The 23,394-nt window shown below is 69.6% G+C and carries 25 protein-coding genes; 12 read left to right on the top strand and 13 right to left on the bottom strand.

Going from position 1 to position 23,394, the window contains the following annotated elements; all coding sequences use genetic code 11:
* Positions 1-3: 3 nt before the first annotated feature.
* The 3 genes from ABD989_RS07025 (at position 4) to ABD989_RS07015 (ending at position 2,509) form a co-directional block, all read left to right on the top strand.
* A complete protein-coding gene (locus ABD989_RS07025; RefSeq protein WP_345312913.1) occupies positions 4-786 on the top strand; it encodes an SWIM zinc finger family protein in 783 nt (260 codons plus the stop codon).
* Between the two features lie 107 nt (positions 787-893).
* Positions 894-1,820 (top strand): AurF N-oxygenase family protein, encoded by a 927-nt coding sequence (locus ABD989_RS07020; RefSeq protein WP_425556492.1) that lies wholly within the window; start codon positions 894-896, stop codon positions 1,818-1,820.
* A complete protein-coding gene (locus ABD989_RS07015; RefSeq protein WP_345312912.1) occupies positions 1,817-2,509 on the top strand; it encodes a DUF4873 domain-containing protein in 693 nt (230 codons plus the stop codon). The genes ABD989_RS07020 and ABD989_RS07015 overlap by 4 nt, the downstream gene beginning before the upstream one ends.
* Here ABD989_RS07015 and ribB read toward each other — a convergent pair.
* From ribB to ABD989_RS07000, 3 genes are read right to left on the bottom strand one after another with little or no spacing between them, the layout of a single operon-like run.
* The gene (gene ribB, locus ABD989_RS07010; protein WP_345312911.1) at positions 2,499-3,704 is read right to left on the bottom strand and encodes a 3,4-dihydroxy-2-butanone-4-phosphate synthase; all 1,206 of its coding nucleotides are present in this window, start codon (positions 3,702-3,704) and stop codon (positions 2,499-2,501) included. The genes ABD989_RS07015 and ribB overlap by 11 nt on opposite strands.
* A complete protein-coding gene (locus ABD989_RS07005; RefSeq protein WP_345312910.1) occupies positions 3,701-4,222 on the bottom strand; it encodes a flavin reductase family protein in 522 nt (173 codons plus the stop codon). The genes ribB and ABD989_RS07005 overlap by 4 nt, the downstream gene beginning before the upstream one ends.
* 7 nt (positions 4,223-4,229) lie before the next feature.
* Entirely contained in the window at positions 4,230-5,396 is a 1,167-nt protein-coding gene (locus ABD989_RS07000) for an LLM class flavin-dependent oxidoreductase (RefSeq protein WP_246991365.1), read from the bottom strand.
* A 171-nt stretch (positions 5,397-5,567) separates the two neighbouring features.
* Here ABD989_RS07000 and ABD989_RS06995 point away from each other — a divergent pair, with 171 nt between their 5' ends.
* A complete protein-coding gene (locus ABD989_RS06995; protein ID WP_345312909.1) occupies positions 5,568-6,332 on the top strand; it encodes a helix-turn-helix transcriptional regulator in 765 nt (254 codons plus the stop codon).
* 33 nt (positions 6,333-6,365) lie between these two features.
* On the opposite strand, the gene nrdF is transcribed toward ABD989_RS06995, so the two are convergent.
* The gene (gene nrdF / locus ABD989_RS06990) at positions 6,366-7,367 is read right to left on the bottom strand and encodes a class 1b ribonucleoside-diphosphate reductase subunit beta (protein ID WP_345312908.1); all 1,002 of its coding nucleotides are present in this window, start codon (positions 7,365-7,367) and stop codon (positions 6,366-6,368) included.
* 186 nt (positions 7,368-7,553) lie between these two features.
* Between nrdF and ABD989_RS06985 the strand changes: the two genes are divergently transcribed.
* The 5 genes from ABD989_RS06985 to ABD989_RS06965 all read left to right on the top strand — a co-directional run bounded on the left by ABD989_RS06985 (position 7,554) and on the right by ABD989_RS06965 (position 11,513).
* Positions 7,554-8,210: an LON peptidase substrate-binding domain-containing protein gene (locus ABD989_RS06985; RefSeq protein ID WP_345312907.1), complete on the top strand. Its 657-nt coding sequence runs from the start codon at positions 7,554-7,556 to the stop codon at positions 8,208-8,210.
* Between the two features lie 93 nt (positions 8,211-8,303).
* Complete coding sequence (locus tag ABD989_RS06980; protein ID WP_345312906.1) at positions 8,304-9,854, top strand: protein kinase domain-containing protein; 1,551 nt, start codon at positions 8,304-8,306, stop codon at positions 9,852-9,854.
* An 11-nt stretch (positions 9,855-9,865) separates the two neighbouring features.
* Positions 9,866-10,741 (top strand): serine hydrolase, encoded by an 876-nt coding sequence (locus ABD989_RS06975; RefSeq protein ID WP_345312905.1) that lies wholly within the window; start codon positions 9,866-9,868, stop codon positions 10,739-10,741.
* A gap of 102 nt (positions 10,742-10,843) precedes the next feature.
* Complete coding sequence (locus ABD989_RS06970) at positions 10,844-11,125, top strand: MFS transporter (protein WP_345312904.1); 282 nt, start codon at positions 10,844-10,846, stop codon at positions 11,123-11,125.
* Between the two features lie 22 nt (positions 11,126-11,147).
* Positions 11,148-11,513, top strand: a complete 366-nt coding sequence (locus ABD989_RS06965; protein WP_345312903.1) for an MFS transporter — start codon at positions 11,148-11,150, stop codon at positions 11,511-11,513.
* Positions 11,514-11,580: 67 nt separating this feature from the next.
* Here the strand turns inward: ABD989_RS06965 and nrdE are convergent, their stop codons facing one another.
* The 4 genes from nrdE to ABD989_RS06945 all read right to left on the bottom strand — a co-directional run bounded on the left by nrdE (position 11,581) and on the right by ABD989_RS06945 (position 15,563).
* A complete protein-coding gene (nrdE, locus tag ABD989_RS06960; RefSeq protein WP_345312902.1) occupies positions 11,581-13,830 on the bottom strand; it encodes a class 1b ribonucleoside-diphosphate reductase subunit alpha in 2,250 nt (749 codons plus the stop codon).
* Between the two features lie 55 nt (positions 13,831-13,885).
* On the bottom strand, positions 13,886-14,341 hold the full coding sequence (gene nrdI / locus ABD989_RS06955; protein WP_345313036.1) for a class Ib ribonucleoside-diphosphate reductase assembly flavoprotein NrdI: 456 nt from the start codon (positions 14,339-14,341) through the stop codon (positions 13,886-13,888).
* A 121-nt stretch (positions 14,342-14,462) separates the two neighbouring features.
* Positions 14,463-14,696: a glutaredoxin-like protein NrdH gene (gene nrdH / locus ABD989_RS06950; RefSeq protein WP_246991388.1), complete on the bottom strand. Its 234-nt coding sequence runs from the start codon at positions 14,694-14,696 to the stop codon at positions 14,463-14,465.
* A gap of 309 nt (positions 14,697-15,005) precedes the next feature.
* Positions 15,006-15,563 carry an NAD(P)H-dependent oxidoreductase gene (locus tag ABD989_RS06945; protein WP_246991389.1) on the bottom strand — a complete coding sequence of 186 codons (558 nt, stop codon included), beginning with the start codon at positions 15,561-15,563 and terminating at the stop codon, positions 15,006-15,008.
* A gap of 158 nt (positions 15,564-15,721) precedes the next feature.
* Between ABD989_RS06945 and ABD989_RS06940 the strand changes: the two genes are divergently transcribed.
* Positions 15,722-16,357 carry a TetR/AcrR family transcriptional regulator gene (locus tag ABD989_RS06940; protein ID WP_345312901.1) on the top strand — a complete coding sequence of 212 codons (636 nt, stop codon included), beginning with the start codon at positions 15,722-15,724 and terminating at the stop codon, positions 16,355-16,357.
* A 20-nt stretch (positions 16,358-16,377) separates the two neighbouring features.
* Here ABD989_RS06940 and eccB read toward each other — a convergent pair whose 3' ends face one another.
* On the bottom strand, positions 16,378-17,745 hold the full coding sequence (gene eccB, locus ABD989_RS06935; protein WP_345312900.1) for a type VII secretion protein EccB: 1,368 nt from the start codon (positions 17,743-17,745) through the stop codon (positions 16,378-16,380).
* Between the two features lie 141 nt (positions 17,746-17,886).
* Here eccB and ABD989_RS06930 point away from each other — a divergent pair, with 141 nt between their 5' ends.
* The gene (locus ABD989_RS06930; protein ID WP_345312899.1) at positions 17,887-19,221 is read left to right on the top strand and encodes a type VII secretion protein EccE; all 1,335 of its coding nucleotides are present in this window, start codon (positions 17,887-17,889) and stop codon (positions 19,219-19,221) included.
* A 97-nt stretch (positions 19,222-19,318) separates the two neighbouring features.
* Here ABD989_RS06930 and manA read toward each other — a convergent pair whose 3' ends face one another.
* Genes manA through ABD989_RS06915 form a run of 3 tightly spaced genes read right to left on the bottom strand, consistent with a single transcriptional unit; the run spans position 19,319 to position 22,197 of the window.
* A complete protein-coding gene (gene manA / locus ABD989_RS06925; RefSeq protein ID WP_246991393.1) occupies positions 19,319-20,560 on the bottom strand; it encodes a mannose-6-phosphate isomerase, class I in 1,242 nt (413 codons plus the stop codon).
* Positions 20,561-20,603: 43 nt separating this feature from the next.
* Positions 20,604-21,731: a hypothetical protein gene (locus ABD989_RS06920; RefSeq protein ID WP_246991394.1), complete on the bottom strand. Its 1,128-nt coding sequence runs from the start codon at positions 21,729-21,731 to the stop codon at positions 20,604-20,606.
* Positions 21,732-21,756: 25 nt separating this feature from the next.
* Positions 21,757-22,197: a DUF3499 domain-containing protein gene (locus tag ABD989_RS06915; RefSeq protein WP_345312898.1), complete on the bottom strand. Its 441-nt coding sequence runs from the start codon at positions 22,195-22,197 to the stop codon at positions 21,757-21,759.
* 85 nt (positions 22,198-22,282) lie between these two features.
* On the opposite strand from ABD989_RS06915, the gene ABD989_RS06910 reads away from it, so the two are divergent.
* Entirely contained in the window at positions 22,283-22,774 is a 492-nt protein-coding gene (locus tag ABD989_RS06910) for a metallopeptidase family protein (protein WP_246991396.1), read from the top strand.
* A 113-nt stretch (positions 22,775-22,887) separates the two neighbouring features.
* Here ABD989_RS06910 and ABD989_RS06905 read toward each other — a convergent pair whose 3' ends face one another.
* Complete coding sequence (locus tag ABD989_RS06905) at positions 22,888-23,226, bottom strand: WhiB family transcriptional regulator (RefSeq protein ID WP_246991398.1); 339 nt, start codon at positions 23,224-23,226, stop codon at positions 22,888-22,890.
* Positions 23,227-23,394 lie beyond the last annotated feature (168 nt).

Raw genomic sequence — 23,394 nt, 5'->3', positions numbered from 1 at the left:
CGAATGAGCGCGCGCCGCAAAGGTTCTCGGCCGCCGGTGCGCGGCTACGGTCTCACGCCGTGGGGTCGCGCCTTCGCCGGCGTCGTCGAGACCGGCGCCGACCATCGGCATCTCACCGGCGCGCGCCGCTACTTCCGCGACCACCACGTCGACGACCTCGTCGTGGCGCCCGGCGAGATCACCGCCGCGGTGCGCGGCAGCCAACTCGATCCCTTCGACGTGGTCCTCACGCCGCGCCCCATCGACCCGGCGACGGTGGTGACGCTGCTGCGCGCAGCCGGCGAGACCGATGCACTGCTCGCTCTGGCCCGCGGCGAACAGCCCCCCGCCCTGGGCGAACTCGTCGCACCCACCGAATCGGCCGACGTGGCCTCGACGTGCACCTGCCCCGACGAGGCGCCCCGCTGCATCCACGTGCTGGCCACCGCCTTCGAGGTGTCCGCGCAGATCGACCGCCATCCCACCGTCCTGCTGCGGGTGCTGGGCACCGATCTCCCCGACCTGCTGGCCCTGGCCCGCGACCGCGCGCCCGATCGGGACGACGCGTCCCCGATCCAGAACGCGGGGAACGCCCCCACCGCGACGCCCGAGCAGATCGCCGCGACCTACTACGGCGATCAGGCCACCATCCCCGCGCTGCCCACCGCCGCGCCGATGGATCCGCTCACCGAGCTGGACGTGGGTGCACTGCGCGCGGCCCTGCGCGCCTCGGGTATCGGCGCGACCGAACTCGCCGAAGCCCTCGACGACCTCGCCGAGCTGTACGCGGCGCTCCGGGATCGGTGAGCACCGCCGAGCGCCGACTCCGACATCGACATCCACAACCATGTCATTGGCCATTGACACCGTTCACGAGTCGTCATAAGGTCCAGGACATAACCGGAGGTAGTCCTGTGACCATCGCAAACAACCCCGAAACCGCCACCGAGTACGACTACGACGCACGCGCCGTAGTGGCCCGCAGACTGCTCAAGGGATCGGCGCAGCGCTCCTACGATCCGATCATCGAACTCGACTTCGACGCGCCGTTGCCGTCGGACAAGTTCTTCCTGCCGCCCCGCGTGGTCAGCATCTACGGCACCGACCTGTGGGAGTCGTTGACCACGCAGCAGCAGATCGAGGTGTCCCGGCAGGAGCTGGCCAACATCCTGTCGGTCGGCATCTGGTTCGAGAACCTCCTCAACCGCGCACTGCTGGTCCGCCTGATGCGGCAGGACCCGGCCGCCTCCACCACCCACTACGCGCTCACCGAGATGGGCGACGAGTGCCGCCACATGACGATGTTCGGCAAGGTGATCGAGCACGTCGGCGCCCGCGCCTATCCGATGCGGCGCTGGGAGAGGGGCGCCATGCACCTGCTCCCGTTCACCATGCGCGGCACCCTCCTGTGGGTCATCACCCTGGTCGGCGAGGAACTGTTCGACGCCCTCCAGCGCCAGATCAAGGACGACCCCGAGCTGCAGCCGATCGTCGCCCGCCTCATGCAGATCCATGTGACCGAGGAGTCCCGGCACATCGGGTTCGCGCGCGACGGCATCGTGCGCCGCATGCCGATCCGCTCGCGCGCCGAGACGGTGCTCGCCGCGAATCTGCACGGCCTGGCCGCGCCCATCTTCCGTCTCCTGTTCACCAATCCGGAGATGTACCAGCGGGCAGGACTGCCGAACCCGCGCGAGGTGGCCGCGATCGCGCGCGCCAATCCGCACTTCCACGCCTCGCAGATCACCTCGTTCGCGCCGCTGGCGGCGTTCTTCCGCAAGACCGGACTCATGGGGTCGTTCGCCGAGCGTCGGTGGCGCCGGGCCGGATTCCTGCCGTGACCACGATCGCGCTGGTGGACCGCGGCCCGTCGATCACCGAGGTCCGACGTCGGCTGCAGCGGTCTCCGCTGGCGTTCGACCTGGTCGACGACCCGGCGCAGACCGACCTGGTGGTGACCGATCAGCCGGCGCCGGTACCGAACTTCCTGACGGTGGCGGCCGCCGCCACCCCCGACGTCTTCTATTGCCGCCCCGCCTCGGTCGACTACGTGGTGGCCGCGCTCACCGAGGCGCACCTGGTCGGCGCGCACGGCGTCCGGGTGCGCCCGTCCGTGCAGGCTCGGCCGGATCGAGCACCGCGCCCGCACTGGTGGCGGCGGGCGTTCCGGCCGCTCGTGCACTTCGACGCGACCCATTTCGACTGGTCAGGTGTCGAGGACGTCGAGGCGGGCGTATTCGACGACGAGGCGCACGTGGTGCTCGACGACGCGGAGTTCACCGCCCGTCTGCGCGCCCGCGGCCGCACCGACGGCGCGGAGGGACGCTTCCGCTGGGCCGGCATCCTGTACGGCGCGGCCGCCCGCGCCGCCGCCCCGGACGGCCGCGGCCGGGTGCAGGTTCGCATCCGCGACGGCGCGCCGGTCGACGCTCGACTCACCGACCTCACCCCGTGGGGGACCGTCCGGATCGCCGGTGTCGGGGCCCCGCCTTGGAGCCCCGACACCGAACCGGCCCGACTCAGCCGGTGAACTGACCGAGCAGGTGGCCCATCCGGTCCCGCTTGGTCTGCAGGTAGCGGATGTTCTCCGCGCCGGCGGCCACCTCCACCGGGATCCGGCGGCCGACCGGAATGCCGAAGTCGGTCAGCCGATCCACCTTGTCCGGATTGTTGGTGAGCAGGGCGACCTCCTCCACCCCCAGGTGCGCCAGGATCTGCGCGGCCACACCGTAGTCGCGCGCGTCCACCGGCGCACCGACCGCCACATTGGCGTCGACGGTGTCGAGCCCCTCGGCCTGCCGCCGGTAGGCCCGGAGTTTGCGCCCCAACCCGATACCGCGGCCCTCGTGCCCGGTCAGGTAGACCACCCCTCCCCCGCCGGCGGCGACGATCGCGTCGACCGGGGCCGACAACTGCTGCCCGCAGTCGCATTTCGCCGAACCGAACAGGTCGCCGGTCATGCATTCGCTGTGCACCCGCACCAGCACCTCGGCCCGCTCGGCGATGTCGCCGTAGACCATCGCCAGGTGTTCCACCCCGCCGCTCCGATAGGCGTACGCGTGCGCCCGACCGCGGTCGGTGGGCACCGGCGCATTGCCGGTCGGCACCACCTTCAGGTGCTCCTGCAGCTGTCCGACGGTGATCACCGGCAGGCCCCACTGGCGCGCGAAGGCGACGGCATCGGCACCGCGCAACATGTCGCGGGCGTCGACGGTCACCAGTTCGCAGATCACCGCGACCGGCGTGCAGCCGGCCACCCGGCACAGCGCCACCCCGGCCTCGGTGTGCCCGCCCCGCGCACTGAGCCCGCGCGGATGCTCGGTGAGCGGGAACACGTGCCCGGGCCGGACGAAGTCCGCGGCGCTCGACCGCGGATCGGCGAGGGCGCGGGCCGTGGCCGCCCGGGCGCCGGCGCTGATCCCGGTCCCGGTGCCGGCCAGGTCGACGCTCTGGGTGAACGCCGTGCCGTGCGGGTCGGTGTTGTCGGCGACCATCGCCGGCAGCCCCAGCTCCGCGGCCCGGGCCCGCTCCAACGGCACGCACAGCAGACCCGAGGTGTGCTCGATGAAGAAGGCCATCGCGTCGGTGTCGGCGAACTCGGCGGCCATCACCAGGTCGGCTTCGTTCTCCCGGTCGGCGTCGTCGAGCACCACCACCATGCCGCCGGCGGCGACGGTCGCCGCGGCGTCGGCGACCGTCGACAGCAGGTGGCGCGGGAGGCTCATCCGACCGCTCCCTGCGGGAGCGGCACCTCGTGCGGCAGGTGGGTGCCGAAGGTGCGCGCGAAGTACGTCAGCGGACGATCGACGCCGCCGTCGGCCTCGACGACGGTGCCGAACAGCACCGTGTGGTCGCCGCCGACCACGAACTCGGTCGCCTCGCAGGCCACCCAGCCGGCCACGTCGGCCAGTTTCGGGACGCCGTGCGAATCCGACCAGGACACGCCGTCGAACTTGGCGGCGCCCTTGCGAGCGAAGGCCCCGGCGAGGTCGTGCTGCGGCGCGGCGAGCACATTGACGCCGAAGCGACCGTGCGCGCGGACCGCGGCGAGGAGGTCGGAGCCGTGATCGAGGGCCACCGCGATCATCGGCGGCTCCATGGACAGGGACATGAACGCCGAGACCGTGGTGCCGTGCGGCCGGTCGCCGTCGCGCGAAGTCACGACGGCGACCGGACTGCACACACCGGCCATGGCGTCCCGGAAGCGGGATTGCAGCGAGAGAGTCACAGCTGTGTCGGCCATCGTCGTCTCAGGCCTTCGCGGCCAGCTCCTGCTCGTACTTCTTGGTCATGTGGTCGACGGCGGCCATCTGCTTGTCGGCGTAGCCGCTCTGGACCGCACGGGCCCGCTCAGCGGCGTCGAGAGTCGGCTGCGCCTGCCCCTGGAAGTACGGGAAGACCTGTTCGGCGAACAGCTCCGCCGAGCGCCGGGTGTCGCGCGGGGTGGCCCAGTCGGTGGCCATCTGCAGCATGGAACCGAAGCCGCCGGACTGGTCCCACAGCCGCTGGACCTGGTTGCGGGCCTGCTCCGGGGTACCGATGACGCCGATGCCGGAGTCCTTCACGAAGTCGATCATCTCGTCGAGCTTGTCGCCGGAGACTCCCATCTGCGGGAACGCGGCCACCCGCTGGAAGTAGTCGAACCACTGCTCGATGCCGTGCCGCACCTGGCGACGGGCCTCGTCCTCGGTCTCGGCGATGTGGAAGATGCCGACCAGGCTCCACTCGTCGCGATTCACCGTCTTGCCGTGCTCCTGCGCCCGCTCCTCCATGATGTTCCAGTGGTGGGCGAGGGCGTCGAAGCCGTCGGCCGAGAGCGTCGCGCCGATGGACAGCAACCCGAGGCCGTGCGTGCCGGCCAAACGCGGCCCGGTGGGCGAGGCGACCGCGGCCACCGACACCGGCAGACCGGTCGGGCGGTACGGCGCCAGTTGCAGGCGCGCGTCGATCAGTTCGTGGGTGCGGGTCTTGGCGGTGACCGCTTCACCGTTGAGCAGTCGCACGATGATGTCAACGTTCTCCTGCAGGAGTTCGCGGGTGTCGATCGGGTCGAGGCCGATCATCATCGAGTCGGTGGGCAGCGAACCGGGGCCGACGCCGAAGATGACGCGGCCGCGGGTGAGGTGGTCGAGCTGGATCATGCGGTCGGCCGCCCACAGCGGGTTGTGGTACGACAGCGACGTCACACCGGTGCCGAAGGTGATGTTCGGGGCGCGCGAGGCAGCCGCGGCGATCATGATCTCCGGCGAGGCGAAGATCTCCGAGCCTGCGGAGTGGTGCTCGCCGAACCAGATCTCGTCGTAGCCGAGGCCGTCGAGGTGTTCGACGAACCGCAGGTCGCGTTCCATCAGCATCGACGGGTTCTGCCCGGCCGGGTGAAACGGTGCCATGAAGTAGCCGAAACGCAGTCGTGACATGAGATTCTCCTCGGTTGGTGATCGGCGTCGAGCCGGTTCTGCTCGACGGTCACCCCACCGTAAGATCGTTGTGATTGCACGCACATTGCACCAAAGTGGTGTCTTGCACCACAGCGCACGAACGCCCACAATCGACGCAACGTCGGCAGCCCACCCGAACAGGAGGACCCCGTGCAGCGATCCGAGTCGTCGACCCTGCCCAGCCGCGAGTACGACGCGATCTTCGCCGTCCTGGACGACTGCGCGCAGGCTGCTTCGCTCCCGGAGTTCAAGAACCTGCTGATGGACGCCCTGCACCGGCGCTACCGGTTCCCGAACACGACGTTCCTGACCGGCGCGACCTTCCGAGGCGCCTTCCGGGATCCGCACCCGGTGACTACCGGCCGGATCACGCCGATCATCGACGAGTACACCGCCGGGTGGTACGCCGACGACATGTTCGCCACCCCGCAGTCGTACGCGGCACTCGCGCGCAACCGAGCGATCTGCCACACCAGTCTCCGCGAGCTGCCCACCGAAGCGGTCACCTACCTCGACCGCTTCCTGTACCGACATCGGCTCAAGAGCGCCTCGGTGCTGCACCTGGCACTGGCCGGGCGCAGTCACGCGATGGTGGGGATCTTCGACGACGAGGACAAGAGCGTGCCGCCCGAGCGCCTCGCCGGGCTGGGCCTGCTCGCCCGGCAGCTCTCCACCTTCGCGCAGACGTTGCCCGGGCACGACGCGCCGTCGTGGCGGTCGGCGCTGACTCCGCGGCAGGCGCAGATCGGCGAATTGGTGGCCGACGGTCAGACCAACGAGGAGATCGCCGCAACCCTCTGCATCGGTCTGGACACGGTGAAAAAGCACGTCAGCGCCGTGCTGGCGGCCACGAAGACCCGCAATCGGGTCGAGTTCGCGAAGCTGGTCCTCACCGAGGAACTCGCCCGCGCGTGACCGCCGGCCGGCGCCGACGGGACATACCGTTTCTTAGAAGTCCCAGTCCTCGTCTTCGGTGTTGATGGCCTTGCCGATGACGTACGAGCTGCCCGAGCCGGAGAAGAAGTCGTGGTTCTCGTCGGCGTTCGGCGACAGCGCCGACAGGATCGCCGGGTTCACGTCGGTCTCGTCCTTCGGGAACATCGCCTCGTAGCCCAGGTTCATCAGGGCCTTGTTGGCGTTGTAGCGCAGGAACTTCTTGACGTCCTCGGACAGACCCACCTCGTCGTACAGGGCCTCGGTGTAGTCGGACTCGTTGTCGTACAGGTCGTAGAGCAGCTCGAAAGTGTACTCCTTGAGCTCGGCCCGACGCTCGGCGCTCTCGGTCTCCAGCGCGCGCTGGTACTTGTAGCCGATGTAGTAGCCGTGCACGGCCTCGTCGCGGATGATCAGGCGGATCATGTCGGCGGTGTTGGTGAGCTTGGCCCGCGAGGACCAGTACATCGGCAGGTAGAAGCCGGAGTAGAACAGGAACGACTCCAGCAGCGTCGAGGCGACCTTCCGCTTGAGGGGGTCGTCGCCGCGGTAGTACTCCATGATGATGTGCGCCTTGCGCTGCAGGTGCACATTCTCCTCCGACCAGCGGAAGGCCTCGTCGATCTCGCGGGTGGAGCACAGCGTCGAGAAGATCTGGCTGTAGCTCTTGGCGTGCACCGACTCCATGAAAGCGATGTTGGTGAGCACGGCCTCTTCGTGCGGGGTCTGCGCATCGGGGATCAGCGAGATCGCGCCGACGGTGCCCTGGATGGTGTCCAGCAGCGTCAGACCGGTGAAGACCCGCATGGTCATGGTCTTCTCGTAGTCGGTCAGGGTGGCCCACGACTGGATGTCGTTGGACACCGGCACCTTCTCCGGCAGCCAGAAGTTGCCGGTCAGTCGATCCCACACTTCGGCGTCCTTCTCATCCGGGACGCGGTTCCAGTTGATCGCGCTGACGCGGTCGACCAGCTTGATCGGAGCGCCTTCGGCAGGACTGTGAGCGGACGCAGACATGGCACCTCGGGTTTCATGAATGGCTTGGGAGTTCAGAACGCCCCCAACACTACTCGTTGCGTCCGGCCGGTCTAACCACCACAAGATGGTGTGTCTCGGCGCGCCCGGCGTGTCGCCGGAATCGGCGGCCCGGCGTGTCGTGGCCGATTGCAAGCGGTTCCGTCTTCGCCGAGGCATGCTGAGGGCATGCCGGTCCTGCCGATGTTTCCCCTCGAGCACGCCCTACTCCCCGGTGAACCCCTGCAGCTCAACGTCTTCGAACCGCGCTACCGCGCCCTGGTGGCCGACGTCGTCGCCGGCGACGGCCGATTCGGGGTGGTGCTGATCGCCCGCGGCAGCGAGGTGGGCGGCGGGGACGATCGCTGCGACGTGGGCACGGTGACCGGACTGCTGGGTCACCGGAGTCACGCGAGCGGTCAGATCCGTCTGGCCTGTCGCGGCCTAGACCGGATCCGGGTGACCCGCTGGCTCGACGACGACCCGTACCCGCGCGCCGAGGTGCAGATGTGGCCGGACGAGCCCGCGGGCACCACCGCCGACTGGCAGTGGGCACGGTCGGCGTTGACCGACGCGCTGGTGCAGGCCCAGGAGCTGTACGACCGCATCGCCGAGCGCAGCGGACGTCCCACCGCCACGCTCGCGGCACCCGAGGATCTGCCGCCCACCGAGTACACCTTCCGCACCGCGGCGATGCTGCCCCTCGGCGCCGCCGACCGCTACGCGATCCTGACCGCCCGGGGCCCGCGTGAACGTGTCGCGGCCATGACCCGTGCACTCGACGACGTCCTGCCCCTCCTCCGGGACCGGTTGACCCCGCCGACCGCACCACCGAACAGTCCGTGACCCCGGGCATCCGCCGACCGGATCGAGCCCCGTGTCACATCTGACACCGCTCTCCCTTTACTCTTTTCATGCCACCGATGAGGAGCGTGCGAGATGACTGAGAAGACGACGGGCCGAGAAGGCGAGACGGTCGGGCCGTATCGGCTCGATGCGCTCCTCGGCCGCGGCGGCATGGGCGAGGTGTACCGCGCCCACGACACCACCCGCGACCGCACCGTCGCGCTGAAGCTGCTGCCCGGCCATCTCGCCCAGGATCCGGCGTTCATCGAACGCTTCCGCCGCGAATGCCAGACCGTCGCCCGCCTCGACGAACCGCACGTCATCCCGATCCACGACTTCGGCGAGATCGACGGTCAGCTGTTCCTCGACATGCGCCTGGTCAACGGTTCCGACCTGCGCACGGTGATGCGCGAGCGGGGCGCCCTGGAGCCGGCCGAAGCGGTGGGGCTGCTCGAGCAGGTGGCCGCCGCACTCGACGCCGCCCACGCCGCCGACCTGGTGCATCGCGACGTGAAGCCGGAGAACATTCTGGTCACGACGGCCGACTTCGCCTACCTCGTCGACTTCGGCGTCGCCCACGCCGACACCGACACCCACCTCACGAAGACCGGTACCGCCGTCGGTTCGGTGGCCTACATGGCGCCCGAGCAGTTCGACGATTCGCCGGTCACCGCGGTCACCGACGTCTACGCGCTCGCCGCGGTCTTCTTCGAGATGCTCACCGGCGCCAAGCCGTACCCCGGCTCGTCGGTCTCCACCATCACCAAGGGCCTGCTCTTCGACCCGATCCCGGCGGCGAGCACCGTCAATCCGGCCCTCACCGAGGCGATGGACCAGGTCCTCGCCTGGGGCCTGGCGAAGGACCCGACGCAGCGCTGCCCCTCCGCGCTCGAGCTGGCCCGGGCGGCGCGCGCCGCGCTGTCCGGCGAGCGTCCGCCGACCGTCGGGGAATCGGAGACCGGCCTCATCGCCGCAGCGGGCGCCGCCCCGACCACCGTGCATCGCACCGAGCCCGCCGCCCCGGCCGAGGCCGCCTACGCCGCCGTCGAAGCGCCCGCCAGCGCGCCCCCGCCGCCGGGCGCCTACGGAATGCAGCCGCCCCCGGGGCAGCCGTACCCGCAGCAGCACTACGGTCAGCAGCCCTACGGCCAGCCCTATCCGACCTACGGCCCGCCGCCCGCGAAGAGCAACGGGCTCAACACCGCCCTGATCGCGGTCCTGAGCGTGATCGTGGTGGCGCTGATCGGCGTCGGCGTCTGGTATCTGCTCGACCAGCGGTCGACGGACACGGAGACCGTGGCCGCCACCAGCACCGTGGTCATCACCCCGCCGACCGCGGCCCCCACGACCGTCGAGGCGACGACCTCGGCACCCACCGCGGCGTGGACCCCGGGCCCGCCGCCGTCGGACAACCAGCCGTGCCCCGGTTTCCCGGGCGTCGGCACCGGCTACCCGCAATGGACCGGCTGCGAGTTCGCCGCCAACGTCCGCACCGCCTACCTCGAGAGCGGGCCGATGGGCGGTACCCGCGCCGTGAACGGCTGGGCACCGCAGCAGCGGATGAACTATGTGATGAACTGCGGCCCGTACCAGCAGGTCATCGCGTGTCGCGGCGGCAACCAGGCCGTCGTCTACATCTACTGACAGGAGCGTCGGTGCAGATCACTCGAACGGCCCGCCGCACCCGTACGACAGCAGCGTTGCTGTCGCTGAGCACGATGGCCGCTCTGACCGGCTGTGCCGAGACCGCCGGCGTTCCGCAACCGACCCCGGCGGTGTCCACCGGCGTCTCGGTCACGCCCGCCGGGCCCACCACGACGGCCGCGGCCGAGCTGGCGGCGAGCTTCGACAAGGCCGACTTCGGGCCCGGGGTGGGAATGGTGCTGGCCCCCGTCGGCTCCTCCGAGGTCGCGGTGTTCGGCGATCAGAAAGCCCGGGTGGCCTGGTCGACGATGAAGGTGCCGGTGGCGCTGGCCGCCCAGCGCAACGGCGCCAAGCAGTCGCTGATCAACCGCTCCATCATCGATTCGGACAACGACGCCAACCTGGCGTTGCGCGAATCCCTCGGCACCCCGGAGCAGGCGAGCGACAAGATCACCGCGGTCCTGCGCGACGGCGGTGACACCACCACCGAACTGGTGGAGATCGTCGAGCCGGACGAGACCTTCGGCCTCACCGTCTGGCCGCTGACCGCCAGCGCGGTCTTCACCGCGCACCTGCCGTGCCTGCCCGACGCCGGGCAGATCGTCACCGACATGGGCGAGGTGGCCGGCAACCAGCAGTGGGGCCTGAAATCGATGACCGCCAAGCACATCACCACCGCGGTCAAGGGCGGCTGGGGGCCGGCCGCCGAGGGTGGCGTCGAAGTCCGCCAGATCGGCCTGATCACCTGGCGCGACGGTCGCCAGCTCGCGGTCAGCATGAGCAGCTATCAACCCGGCGCGGAGATGGGTGTGGGCACCGCCAACCTGAATCGGATGGCGACGTGGCTGGGTCGCAACCTCAAGAAGCTCCCCCGCGGCGCCTGCTGACCCTGCGCGCCGGAGACAGCTAGGACCCGGCCTCGGGCGCCGACCCCACGAGCAAGTAAGTAGCGAATATATCGCAGGTCACACAGTCTCAATCCGGTCCTGATGGGTATCGCCACCATCCTGATCGGCTTCATCCCGGAGACCTCGACGGTCTGGCTGGCACCCACCCTGCTGGTCATCCCGCGCGTTGCACAGGGCCTTGCCGTCGGCGGCCAGTGGGGCGGCGCGATCCTGCTGGCCACCGAATACGCACCGGCACATCGGCGCGGCTTCTACGGCAGCTTCCCGCAGCTGGACATCCCCCTGGGCCTCATCCTGGGCAACGGCGTCTTCCTGATCATGACCGCCGTCACGTCCCCGGAGGCCTTCATGGCCTGGGGTTGACGTATCCCGTTCTGGATCAGCGATGATGGGCGTCTGGGCGATCCCCATGTGGTTCCTGATGGCCTCGTCCAGCGCCGACAACATGTGGCCGCTGGTCGTCGCGATCTTCGTCTCCTGCCTGGCCATGAGCTTCCAGACCGGACCGCAGCCGGCACTCTTCGCCGAGATCGTCCCCGCGAAGGTCCGCTACTCCGGCGCCAGCCTCGGCTACCAGTTCGCCGCCGTCATCGGCGGCACCGCACCGATGGTGATGGTCGCGGTGATCAACGGCCAGGTCGATCAGATCTGGCGCATCGGACCGATCATCTCGGTCCTGGCGGTCGTCGGCCTGGTGTCCCTGTACACGCTGAAGCTGCGGCAGGAGCGCGCCACCGCAGAGGCCGCGTAGACACACCTCCTCAGACAAGTAGGCCGCCGGTAGGTCAGACCTACCGGCGGCACACTTTCTGTTTTCTCTACAGCATGCAGCTGACGCAGTTGTCCAGCTCGGTGCCTTCCAGCGCCATCTGCCGCAGGCGGATGTAGTACAGCGTCTTGATGCCCTTGCGCCAGGCGTAGATCTGCGCGCGGTTCACGTCGCGAGTCGACGCGGTGTCCTTGAAGAACAGCGTCAGGCTCAGACCCTGGTCGACGTGCTGCGTCGCCGCGGCGTAGGTGTCGATGATCTTCTCGAAGCCGATCTCGTACGCGTCCTGGTAGTACTCCAGGTTGTCGTTGGTCAGGTACGGCGCCGGGTAGTAGACCCGGCCGATCTTGCCTTCCTTGCGGATCTCCACGCGCGCGGCGATCGGGTGGATCGAGCTGGTCGAGTGGTTGATGTAGCTGATCGACCCGGTCGGCGGCACCGCCTGCAGGTTCTGGTTGTAGATGCCGTCACGCATGACGGCTTCCTTCAGCTCGCGCCAGTCGTCCTGCGTCGGGATCTCGATGCCGTCGGTGCTGAACAGGCCCTTCTCGTTGCCCGAGCCCGCGTTGGCGAACAGCTCGCGCACCTTCTCGGTGGCCGGCACCCATTCCTGGTCGATGTACTTGTCGAAGAACTCACCGCTGGCATAGGTGCTGTTCTCGAAGCCGATGAACGGGCGACCCTTCTCCTTGGCGAGCTTGTTCGACGCGCGCAGCGCGTGGAACAGCACCGTGTAGAAGTACATGTTGGTGAAGTCGATGCCCTCTTCGCTGCCGTAGAAGACACGCTCGCGCGCAAGGTAGCCGTGCAGGTTCATCTGCCCCAAGCCGATGGCGTGCCCCTCGTCGTTGGCCCGCTTGATCGACGGCACCGAATCGATGGCCGTCTGGTCGGCGACGGCGGTGAGACCGCGGATGGCGGTCTCGATGCTCAGGCCGAAGTCCGGCGAGTCCATCGTCTTGGCGATGTTCATCGACCCGAGGTTGCACGAGATGTCGCGGCCGATGTGGTTGTACGAGAGGTCGTCGTTGTAGGTCGACGGCGTCGACACCTGCAGGATCTCCGAGCACAGGTTCGAGTGCGTGATCTTGCCCTCGATCGGGTTGGACCGGTTCACCGTGTCCTCGAACATGATGTATGGGTAACCCGACTCGAACTGCAGCTCGGCGAGGGTCTGGAAGAACTCGCGCGCCTTGATCTTGGACTTGCGGATGCGCTTGTCGTCGACCATCTCCTCGTACTTCTCGCTGACATTGATGTCGGCGAAGGGCACACCGTAGATGCGCTCGACGTCGTACGGGCTGAACAGGTACATGTCGTCGTTGCGCTTGGCCAGCTCGAAGGTGATGTCCGGGATCACCACGCCCAGGCTCAGCGTCTTGATGCGGATCTTCTCGTCCGCGTTCTCGCGCTTGGTGTCCAGGAAGCGATAGATGTCGGGATGGTGCGCGTGCAGGTACACCGCGCCGGCGCCCTGGCGGGCACCGAGCTGATTGGCGTAGCTGAAGGAGTCCTCCAGCAGCTTCATGATCGGAATGACGCCCGAGCTCTGGTTCTCGATCTGCTTGATCGGGGCGCCCTGCTCACGGACGTTGCTCAGCAGCAGCGCCACGCCGCCGCCTCGCTTGGACAGCTGCAGCGCCGAGTTGATCGACCGGCCGATCGACTCCATGTTGTCCTCGATGCGCAGCAGGAAGCACGACACCGGCTCGCCGCGCTGCTTCTTGCCCGAGTTCAGGAAGGTCGGGGTGGCCGGCTGGAAGCGGCCGTCGATGATCTCGTCGACCAGGTTGCGCGCCAGTGCGGTGTCGCCGGCGGCCAGCGTCAGCGCGACCATGCAGACGCGGTCCTCGAAACGCTCCAGGTAGCGCTTGCCGTCGAACGTCTTGAGCGTGTAGCTGGTGTAGTACTTGAACGCTCCGAGGAACGTGGGGAACCGGAACTTCTTGCCGTAGGCGTGGCCGAACAGCAGCTTCACGAACTCACGGTCGTACTGATCGAGAACCTCGGCCTCGTAGTAGTTCTCCTTGACGAGGTAGTCGAGCTTCTCGTCGAGGTCGTGGAAGAAGACGGTGTTCTGGTTGACGTGCTGCAGGAAGTACTGCCGCACCGCCTGCTGATCCTTCTCGAACTGAATGTTCCCGTCCGCGTCGTACAGGTTCAGCATCGCGTTGAGGGCGTGGTAGTCGAGGTCCCCCGGGGTATGTCCGGCCGGTCCGGCGTGCACGCCGGAAACACTGGCCGAGACGGTGGGCTCGACAGCGGGAAGGTCAGACACGGGAACAACGGTAGGCGACACGACGACTCCTGGATATTGCGTGAGGTGAATACAGAATCAGGGCGAACGCGAGCGTTCAGCGAGTGAATGCGGGACTGGCGGCGAATCCGGCGAGACCGGCGCGGACGCGTTCGACGTCCTCGCTGGTGCCCATCAATTCGAAGCGGTACAGGTAGGGCACTTGACACTTGCCGGCGATGATGTCGCCGGCCACGCAGAAGTCCTCGCCGAAGTTGGTGTTACCGGCGGCCAGGACCCCGCGGATGAGGGATCGGTTGTGCGCGTTGTTGAGGAACCGGATCACTTGCTTGGGCACGTGACCGCCGCTCCGCTGCGCACCGTCTGCGCTCTGCCGCCCGGCGGCGATGGACTTGCCACCGCCGTAGGTCGGGCTGATCAGCACGTAGGGTTCGTCCACTTGGAAGGCGCCGGTCGGGTCGTGCAGCGGGATCCGCTGAGACCGGGCACCGAGCTTCTCGACGAACCGAAGGGTGTTCTCCGACACGGAGGAGAAGTAGACGATCAGCGGCAGTTCGCCGCCGACCGACTCCCCCGATTCAGAGGTGTTCTCCGCACCACCGACTCCCCGGCTCGATGAGCCGGTATGCACGGAATCCCGTGCAGAGGCGACGACGGACACGACGATCGCCTCCTTACGCTGCGCGAGCGGCGACGGCCTTGATGCGTTCCGGGCGGAAGCCCGACCAGTGCTCGTCGTCGACGACGACGACGGGCGCCTGCAGGTAGCCGAGGGCCATCACGTAGTCGCGGGCTTCGTCGTCGAGGCTGATGTCGACGACGTCGTAGGACAGACCGTGCTTGTCGAGCGCCTTGTAGGTGGCATTGCACTGCACACAGGCCGGCTTGGTGTAGACGGTGATAGCCATTGCGGACTCCTCGCAAACAGTTCGAACGCGGAAACTGACAGGTCGTCCGGCGGCTTCTCCATGAAGAATGACCACCGTGTGGTTTCAGGTGCTCCGCGCACCTGATCCGCACTGCGGGCTGTTCCCCCCGTCGGACAACCAGAACACTACCCCTTGTGTCCGACATTTCCTCACACCACAAGAACTTGTGAATAACAATCGTGAAAGACCCAGGTCGACGACGAGTAATCCACAGCCCCTCCCGGCGTGTCTCGGCGTGTTGGGCGTGTCGCCCACACCCGCCCGACCGCGCCGCGCCGGCGGCGTCGATCAGACCGCGCCGACGAGCTCCCCGAGCAGTCCGTCGAGCACACCGGCGACCTGCTGGGCCAGCAGCTCGTCGCCCTCCGCGCCGCCCAGGACCTCGCCGGCGAGGATGCCGAGTTCGACGGTCTCGATCACGGTGGCGCCGGCGATGCCGACGGCCTTGCGGGCATCCTCGCGGGCCCACGTCCCGGCGTAGCGACCGAGGGCCGAGCCGATCACGGCGACCTGCCGGCTGCTCAGCGCGCACTCGCCGAACGGGCGCGACAGCCAGTCGATGGCGTTCTTGAGGACCGCGGGCAGCCCGCCGTTGTACTCCGGGGTCACCATCAGCACCGCGTCGGCGGCACCGACCTGTGCGCGCAGCGCGTCGACGGCCGCGCCGCGCACACCGTCCACGTCGAGGTCTTCGTTGTAGAACGGCAGCGTGTCCAGGCCCTCCACGATCTGCACGTCCACCCCTTCCCCGGCCTGCTCGGCGACGAGGCGGGCGATGCGCCGGTTGATCGAGTCGCGACGAAGGCTGCCGACCAGAACGACGACGGTGCGGGAGGTAAGGGACATGCGGGAACTCCTCGAGAGTTGCGAAGGGGCGCGATGCACAGATCGCAGAACAGCGATCGTGCGAACACGATGACCCCCCTACAACAAAACCGCGACGCGAAGTCGTCCCGCCGCGACGGTGAGTCCGGTCACCCGCCCGGTCGGGATATCCTCGGGCCATGACTTCCGACCGCGGACCCATCCTGGCGCTGCAGATCGTGCCGGATGCCGCCGCGGGGCCCGAACGGGCCGACGCCGCACGCAACCGGCAACTGCTGCTGGCCGCCGCCAAATCCCTGATCGACGACCACGGCGCCGCCGCCGTCACGATGGACGCGGTGGCCCGGGCCGCCGGCGTCGGCAAGGGCACCGTGTTCCGCCGGTTCGGCAACCGCACCGGTCTGATGATGGCGCTGCTGGATCATTCCGAGACCGAACTGCAGCAGAACTTCCTGTCCGGCCCGCAGCCGCTCGGACCGGGCGCGCCCGCGCTCGACCGGCTGATCGCCTACGGTCGCGCCCGCCTCAAGATGACCGTCGACCACCTCGACATCCTGTTGGAGGCCGGGGCCGACGATCCGGATCGGCTGAGCCACCCGGTGTGGGCGATGTCCACCCGGCACGTGCAGTACCTCCTCGGCGAGCTGGGCTATGCGGGCAATCTCGCCACGGTCGCCGTCGCGGTGCAGGCGCCCATCGAGGCCATCGCCGTCCGCCACCAGCTCGACGTGCTCGGCATGACCCCCGCGGCGCTGGCCGACGATTGGGAGCAGATGATCCGCGTCCTCGCCGCGGGTCTGTCCACGCGCTCCTGACGGCTGCCCCGCCGGGGAATTCAGCGGGGCAGATCGCGCTCGACGAGCGCGGACTCCCGTGCCAACTGCGGCCCCGCCGGCAACAGCGACAGCACCGGCCACGGTGCCGGGCGCGCCGCCGTCGGCAGCCCCAGGACGGCGCCCACGTCCTCGCCCACCAAGCGGTAGCGGACGCCGGCGTCGGTCACGTAATACTGGGCACCCGCCACTTCGACCCGTTCGCCGGTCCCCGGTCGCAGATACGCGCCGTCGAGCGCGGGTCCGTCGCCGTCGCCGGCCCGCAGTCCCACCACGCGCGCTCCGGTCGGCAACGGCAGTCGCTCGGTGACCGTCAGGGATTCGCGCGCCGCCGCGCTCGATCCCGCGTACTCCCATCGGCGGCACAGCACCGCTCCGGCCGGAGTGAGGGCGACGGGTCCGGCGGGAAAGTGCTCGAGCGGCAGCCGGTGCACCACCGGCACCCTGCTCAACACACCCGGCGACACCTCCCGCACCGATCCCGCCGAGCCGACGTCGGAGCCCCGCAACGCTTCGGCAGCCGCCACCGACAGCGGCTGCACGCCCTCGGCCAGGACCACGAAGTAGGACGCCCGGCCGTCGACGCCGAGCAGCCGGATCACCGTGCCGACCGGCTCGGCGCGTAGCGCCCCCGGCCCCGGCCCGCCGCGGCCGGCGATCTCCGGCACCGCGAGTTCGGGCTCGGCCGGGAACGCGTTGAGCAGCGCCGGACTGATCGGCCGGGCGGTGGCGCCGTCGATGCCGAGTGCCCGTCGCACAGCCGTCGACGAGGGCTGCACCCGAGCGCGCACCGGACGCCACCCACCGCGCTGTTGCTGCTGGTAGAGGAGCCATTCACCCGACCCCGACCGCACCAGAGCGCCCGTCGTGCTCGGTGCCGGATCCGCGGCGAGGGTCCCGGCGACCACCGCGGTGCCGCCGGCGGGGTCGTCGCACACCGACCACGACGACACCGCCCGGTCCGCCGGGCCCGGCAGGGCGACCGGCGCGCCGGGGATGCCCAGCGCCGATCCGCGCGGATACCGGCTCACCGCGCTCTGGGCCACCGTCTTGGCCGGCAACGGTTCGCCCACCACCAGGCGGGCCGACGCGAGATTGGGTACCGGATGCATCACGTCGTCGACGAGGACGTAGAGCCCGCCCGCGTCGGAGGTCACGATCTTGGCCTGTGCCACCGACGGGGCCGGCGCGATCAGCCCGTAGATCCCCGCTCCGGCGACCACCAGCAGCGCCACCACGGCACCGGCGATCAGCGCGCGGAATTGGGATCGCATCGGATCGTGCAGCATGCGCGCGTCGCGGCGCACCAACGCGTGCTCGGCGCGTGCGAGCCCGAACCGGTATCCGCTGACTTGCGCGCGCGTCGTCATCTGTCTCGACACTCGACCCCCCGATCGAATCCCCCCGGTCAATCCCGTGCTGCACACCGTAGTGCGGCAGTAGGGTGACGCCAGGCGCTTTCGGGGAATGCGCCGAGGATTGCCGCAATGTCGCTCGGGGGAGGCAGACACATGCAGAGACGTCGATCAGTGCCGCCGGTCCGGCGCGGCATCGGGCCGGGATCCGCGCCGTTCGACGTGCCGTGCCCGGAGGGCTTCCTCGGCGTCCAGTACCTCGACGGCACCCTCGTCACCGTGCTGGCCGTGCGGCCCGCCCCGCCCACTCCGCACCGCCTCGCCGCGCCGTGGTCGGCCGGCGACGGCCTCCCCGGCATCGCGGGGAATACGTTGCGGCAGTGGATGACTCGGCCCGAGGGTGCGGCCACGGTGATCACCGTGATGACCGAAGGCCACAGCGGTCCGCGCCACGGCCCCGCGGCCGCCGCGTATCGCACCCTCACCGGACCGCTGTCGATCGCCGGAAGCCGCCGTGTGCACGTGGTGCTCGCCTTCGCTCCCCTGGACCACCACGAGTTGGTCGCAGGCTACGGCTCCGGTACCGCGGCGGCGTTGCGGGCGTGCCGATCGATCACGCGCCGATTCGCGGCGCTCCTCGCCGCCGACGGTGTGGCGACGACCGCGTTGACCGCGGCCGAGCTGACCGATTTCACCACCGTCCAGCACGCGCGCGGCCCCGCCTTCACCGTGCTGCCGAGCGCACCGACCGGACTCCCGGAAGCACTGGAGTCCGTGTGGCGGGCAGCGGGCGCGGGAACCACCGCGGTCCAGTGCCTGGTTCGCGCCGACGGTCCGGTGGTGCGGGCCCGCGTCCGGCTCCCCGCCGCGGCCGCCGAGCCCGCCGTCGGGGCGTCGCACGGCTGGCAGCCCCTGCCCGCAGACCGCCCGCCGCTGCCGGGCACCGCCTGGCCCGAGGCACCCCTGGACCGATCCGTCGACACGCTGGCGGACACCGTTCTTCCGTGCGACGGCGCCGGGCCGATCGTCGGCGCCGACCGGCACGGCCGACCGGTGACCCTGCGGCTGGCCGGTCCCGACGTTCCGCTCGCCGAGATCTCCGGCGACCTGACCGCCGCGCAACGTCTGGTGGCACGACTGGTCGCCGTCGGCGGCGGGGCCGCCGTCTTCACCGACCGGCCGCGCCGGTGGGCCGGGTTGATCGACGCCGTGGCCGATCCGCGCCTGCTCCACCCGGCCTCCGACGGTCCGGCGACGCTGCTCGTCGACGATCGTCCCGACCACCGACTGGGACCGCTCGCCGGCTGCACGGTGCTGCGTCTGACCGAGCCCGGACCGGTGGCATCCGCCGACGTCCCGGCGTGGCGAGCCGACCCGGACGATCCGGACCGCGCGACGGTCACCGGCGGCGGCCGATCGCTGCGGATCCGCCCGGTCAGCACCCCGGCCGAGGACGCGTTCGTACGCGCATCGATCCCGGTGAACGGCTAGGCCGAGACGCGCCGCGTATCGAGTGGGCAACAGAGTGTGAGGTTGTGGTGCGCTGAGCGCCACAACCTCACACTCTGGTCGGCGAGAGAGTCCGGCGCTATGCGCCGGGATCGAGCGGCACCCGCGACCGGAAGAAGATCGTGTGCGCGGAGCCGGCATGCACGGTCACGTCCGGATCGTCGTCGGACACCCAGAGCGCCTCGCCCTGGGACACCACGCGGCGTTCGCCGTCGGCCACGTCCACCTCGATCCGGCCCGCGGTGACGGTCAGGATCTGCGGTCCGGGCATGTCGAAGCTGATGCTCGACGGCAACCGCAGCCCGGTGCCGTCGAGTTCGATGCGCGACAACAGGAACTCCGGTGCCGGCGTGAGATAGATGCGTTCGGCGCCGACGGAGCGGACCGCGGGCATCAGGGTGTCCCGCGAGACCGGTCGGAAATCGAGCACGCGCAGCAGCTCGGGCACGTCGATGTGCTTGGGGGTCAGTCCGCCGCGCAGGACGTTGTCCGAGTTCGCCATCGCCTCGATGGCCGTGCCCCGCAGATAGGCGTGCAGGTTGCCGGCCGGAAGATAGATCGCCTCGCCCGCACGCATGCGCAGGAAGTTCAGCAGGAGCGCGGCCAGCACACCGGGATCGTTGGGATACGCCTCGCCCAGTTCCAGCACCGCGCGCAACTCGTCCGCGAAGCGCGTCTCACCGCGACCCAGCACCGCGACGGCGCCGTTGAGCACCTCCGGGACCAGCTCGATGATCACTCGCTCGGGCAGCGTCAGCCAGGTGGTGAAGACCGCGCGCAGGCCGTCCGCATCGGGCGAACCGGCCAGCATGCCGAGGGCCGAATCGAGCCCGGGGACCTGCAGACTGCGCAGCAGCTCCACCGTCTCGTGCGGATCCCGGAACCCGGCCAGCGCCTCGAAGTCGTCCTCGAGGGCGACCACGATCTCCGGCTTGTGCCATGAATCGCGGTAGTTGCGGCGCGGATCATCCGCGGCCAGCCCGGCCCGATTCTCCGCGTCGAAACCCGCCCGGGCCTGCTCGGCGCTCGGATGCGCCTGCAACGACAGGGCCTCGTCGGCGGCCAGGATCTTGACCAGGAACGGCAGCCGCGCGTCGTAGGTCTCGGCGGTGGGTGCGCCGAGCGCGGCCACCGGATCGGCGTCGATCATCGACAGCAGATCCTCCGATTCGCCGTCCAGACGCGCCGGCGACGCCGGATGGGCACCGAACCACAGCTCGGCTTCGGGATGCGCCGACGGCGACGGCCGCCCCTGCAACTCGGCGATCGCCGTCCGCGATCCCCACGCGTACGGACGGATCATCCCCGCAAGTACCTTCATGCCGTCCTCCTGTCCTTCTCCCCTGCGGCCGCCGGCCGGCTCCTCACACGTCTGCTTCGGCTAAGGCCGCGTAGGCGGCTGCCAATTGGGCCCGGACGACCACCACCAAGTACGCGGTCAGGTCCGCCGGTGTGTCGACCACCGTCTCCGCTCCGCCTCGCGGTGGCAGCTCGTCGAGGCCGAGCTCCTCGGTCTGCTCGGTGACGATGTCGATCTCCCGGCCGCCGAGGCGCCGGGCCAGCGCCCCGGACCGATCGGCGGTGCTGACCCAGAACCCGCGCAGCGGCTCGCTCGGCGCCGGTCCGTCGAACTCCGGGTCGTAGAAGAGCGAGTCGACGGCGCCGCCGGACGCGGTCGAGGCGGTCAGGGCGGCCAGGGCGCGCGGTTCGTCGGCGACCGCCCCGGTGCGCACAGCGATGTCGAAGAAGGCGGCGGCCACCGCAGCGGCCACCGCGGCCGCGCCGGGGGTGTCCCCGACCCAGACCAGCCGGTGCCCGGCGGTCCGCAGCGCCAACAGTTTGGCCTGATTGTGAAAACTCTCCTGGCCGGGATGGTCGGCGGCCGCCTCGGCGTCGAGGTGCTCGGCGACCTCGGCGAGCGCCGGTGCCGCGGGGGTCAGACGCACGGTCGTCAACCCGGTCAACACCGCCACCAGCGCCGCGACCTGCCCGGCGAAGACGAAACGCGGATCGATCGGCAGGCGCGGCGACAGGTCGACGAACGTCATCGCTCCGGGCCGGCCGACACCGGCGGCCTCGCGCAGCGGTCCCTCCAGCGGCGCCGCCACCACCACTTCGGCACGACGACGCGCGGCCCGCGCCAACGCATCGGAGAGCTGCGGGTCGCCGGCATCCGCGCCGAGCACCACCACCACGTCCAACGGTCCGATCCAGCCCGGGAGCGTCGGAGCGACCACGATCGGAACGTCGATGCGGGCGGCGAAGACCGCGGTCACCAGGGCGGCGGCGCGCACCGACAGGGCCGACGAACCGGTCACCACCACCACCGCGCGGGGGCGGAGATCGGCGAGCGGTTCGAGGACGCCTTCGGCCTGTGCTTCGGCCACCGCGCGGACCTGCGCGCCGGCCATCGCGGCGGCGTGCAGAAGACCGTGGCGGTCAGCGGAGTGCAAGAACTCCGTGTCGTCGAGAACTTCGATGGTTACCGGCATGAATCACACGACTCGGGGCGCGCGATCAGTCGACCGGATCCGGCAGCACGCGCAGATGTCCGCGGCGGCCGGGTCGGGGGCCCGGCGCCGGTGCCGCGGAAACGGCCCGGCGATCGGCGCGATGGCGCCCCGGATTCGAGTCGTCGCTGTCGACGCGCGCGGTGAACGAGGGCATCGGCGGCAGGCCGGCGCGTGCGGCACCGCCCGCTTCGCGCACCACGTCGGCCAGCGCGGTCAGTTCCTCGTCCTCGGCGGGCTGGACGAACTCCCGCTCACTGCGGAGCAGTTCCCACCCGCGCGGCACGGTGATGCGATCGGCGTGATCGGAGCACAGATCCCACGAATGCGGTTCGTCGGGACCGGCCAACGGGCCGATCACGGCGGTCGATTCCGCATACACGAAGGTCAGGGTCGCCACAGCGAGGCGCGAGCACCCGGGACGGCAGCACTGACGGGGAGCATTCACACCGAGCAGCCTATCGCGCAGGGACGTTGTACCCGGCATCGACACGCAAACCGGGCGGCCCCCTCGGGGGCACTAGACTCGTGACATGCGCTTTCATCCGGCCGATCACCTGGAGCTTCTGCGCCCGCCGCGCCCCGCACGCGACCGCCGCGGCCGCGGACTGCGCAGCCCGGTGCTGCCGCCCCATCTCCCCGCCTACCGCACCCGCGCCGGCGAGTTCGACCACACGGCGGTGATCGCCTTCGCCGAGATCGATCGACTCTGGCACGAGCGCCTGACCGGACTGGATGTGGCGGTCGACGACATCCCCCGCATGATTCCGCGAGACCTGGAGACCGTGCAGTGGCCGGAGGAGGTCACCGCCGACGGCCCGGTGCCGCTGGCGCGCCTGATCCCCGCCGGGGTGGACGAGGCCGGACGTCCGACGCGCGCGCAACTCATCCTCTTCCGGCGACCGCTGGAGCTGCGGGCCCGGCACGACGACCTCCCGGACATCCTGCGCGAGGTGCTGATCCAGCAGGTCGCCACCTACCTCGGAGTGGACGAGGAGACCGTCGAGCAGGGCCCGGAGAACTGACGCTCCAGGATAACTCGGACCGGCGACGGGGCCACCGTAGCCACCGACGCCGACGGGCCCGGCAGATCAGTGATCTGCCGGGCCCGTCGACAAGTTTCGGTAGTGGCGGCTACTCAGATGATGCCGCGCTTGAGGCGTCGTCGCTCCCGCTCGGAGAGTCCGCCCCAGATGCCGAAGCGCTCATCGTTGCCGAGTGCGTACTCCAGGCATTCCGCCTTCACTTCGCAGCCGTGGCAGATGCGCTTGGCTTCCCGCGTCGATCCGCCCTTCTCCGGGAAGAACGCCTCGGGATCGGTCTGCGCGCAGAGCGCACGATCCTGCCACTCGTCCTCGACCGCTTCGAAGTAGGCGTCGAGTTCGCCACGAACCAGCGAAAGATGGCTGCTGTCGCCGACGAAGACCGACGACGACGTCGTGTTTCCGAATGGATCACCATTCCCCGCAAAGGTCATTCCTGCCCTCCCTGCTCGATGATCAGTGCCGGTGTCCTTCAACAATGTGATCTGGCCCCCACCTCAGCCCTTGTCAAGGAACCAACGGCAAGAATCACACTCCTGTGATTACACACGGAACCGACCGCGAAAATCAAGCGAACGGCGAAGTTTCCTTGATATCACCCG

The organism is Gordonia alkaliphila (assembly GCF_039542465.1).
Taxonomy (GTDB): domain Bacteria; phylum Actinomycetota; class Actinomycetes; order Mycobacteriales; family Mycobacteriaceae; genus Gordonia; species Gordonia alkaliphila.
This window is presented reverse-complemented; position numbering and strand designations above follow the sequence as displayed.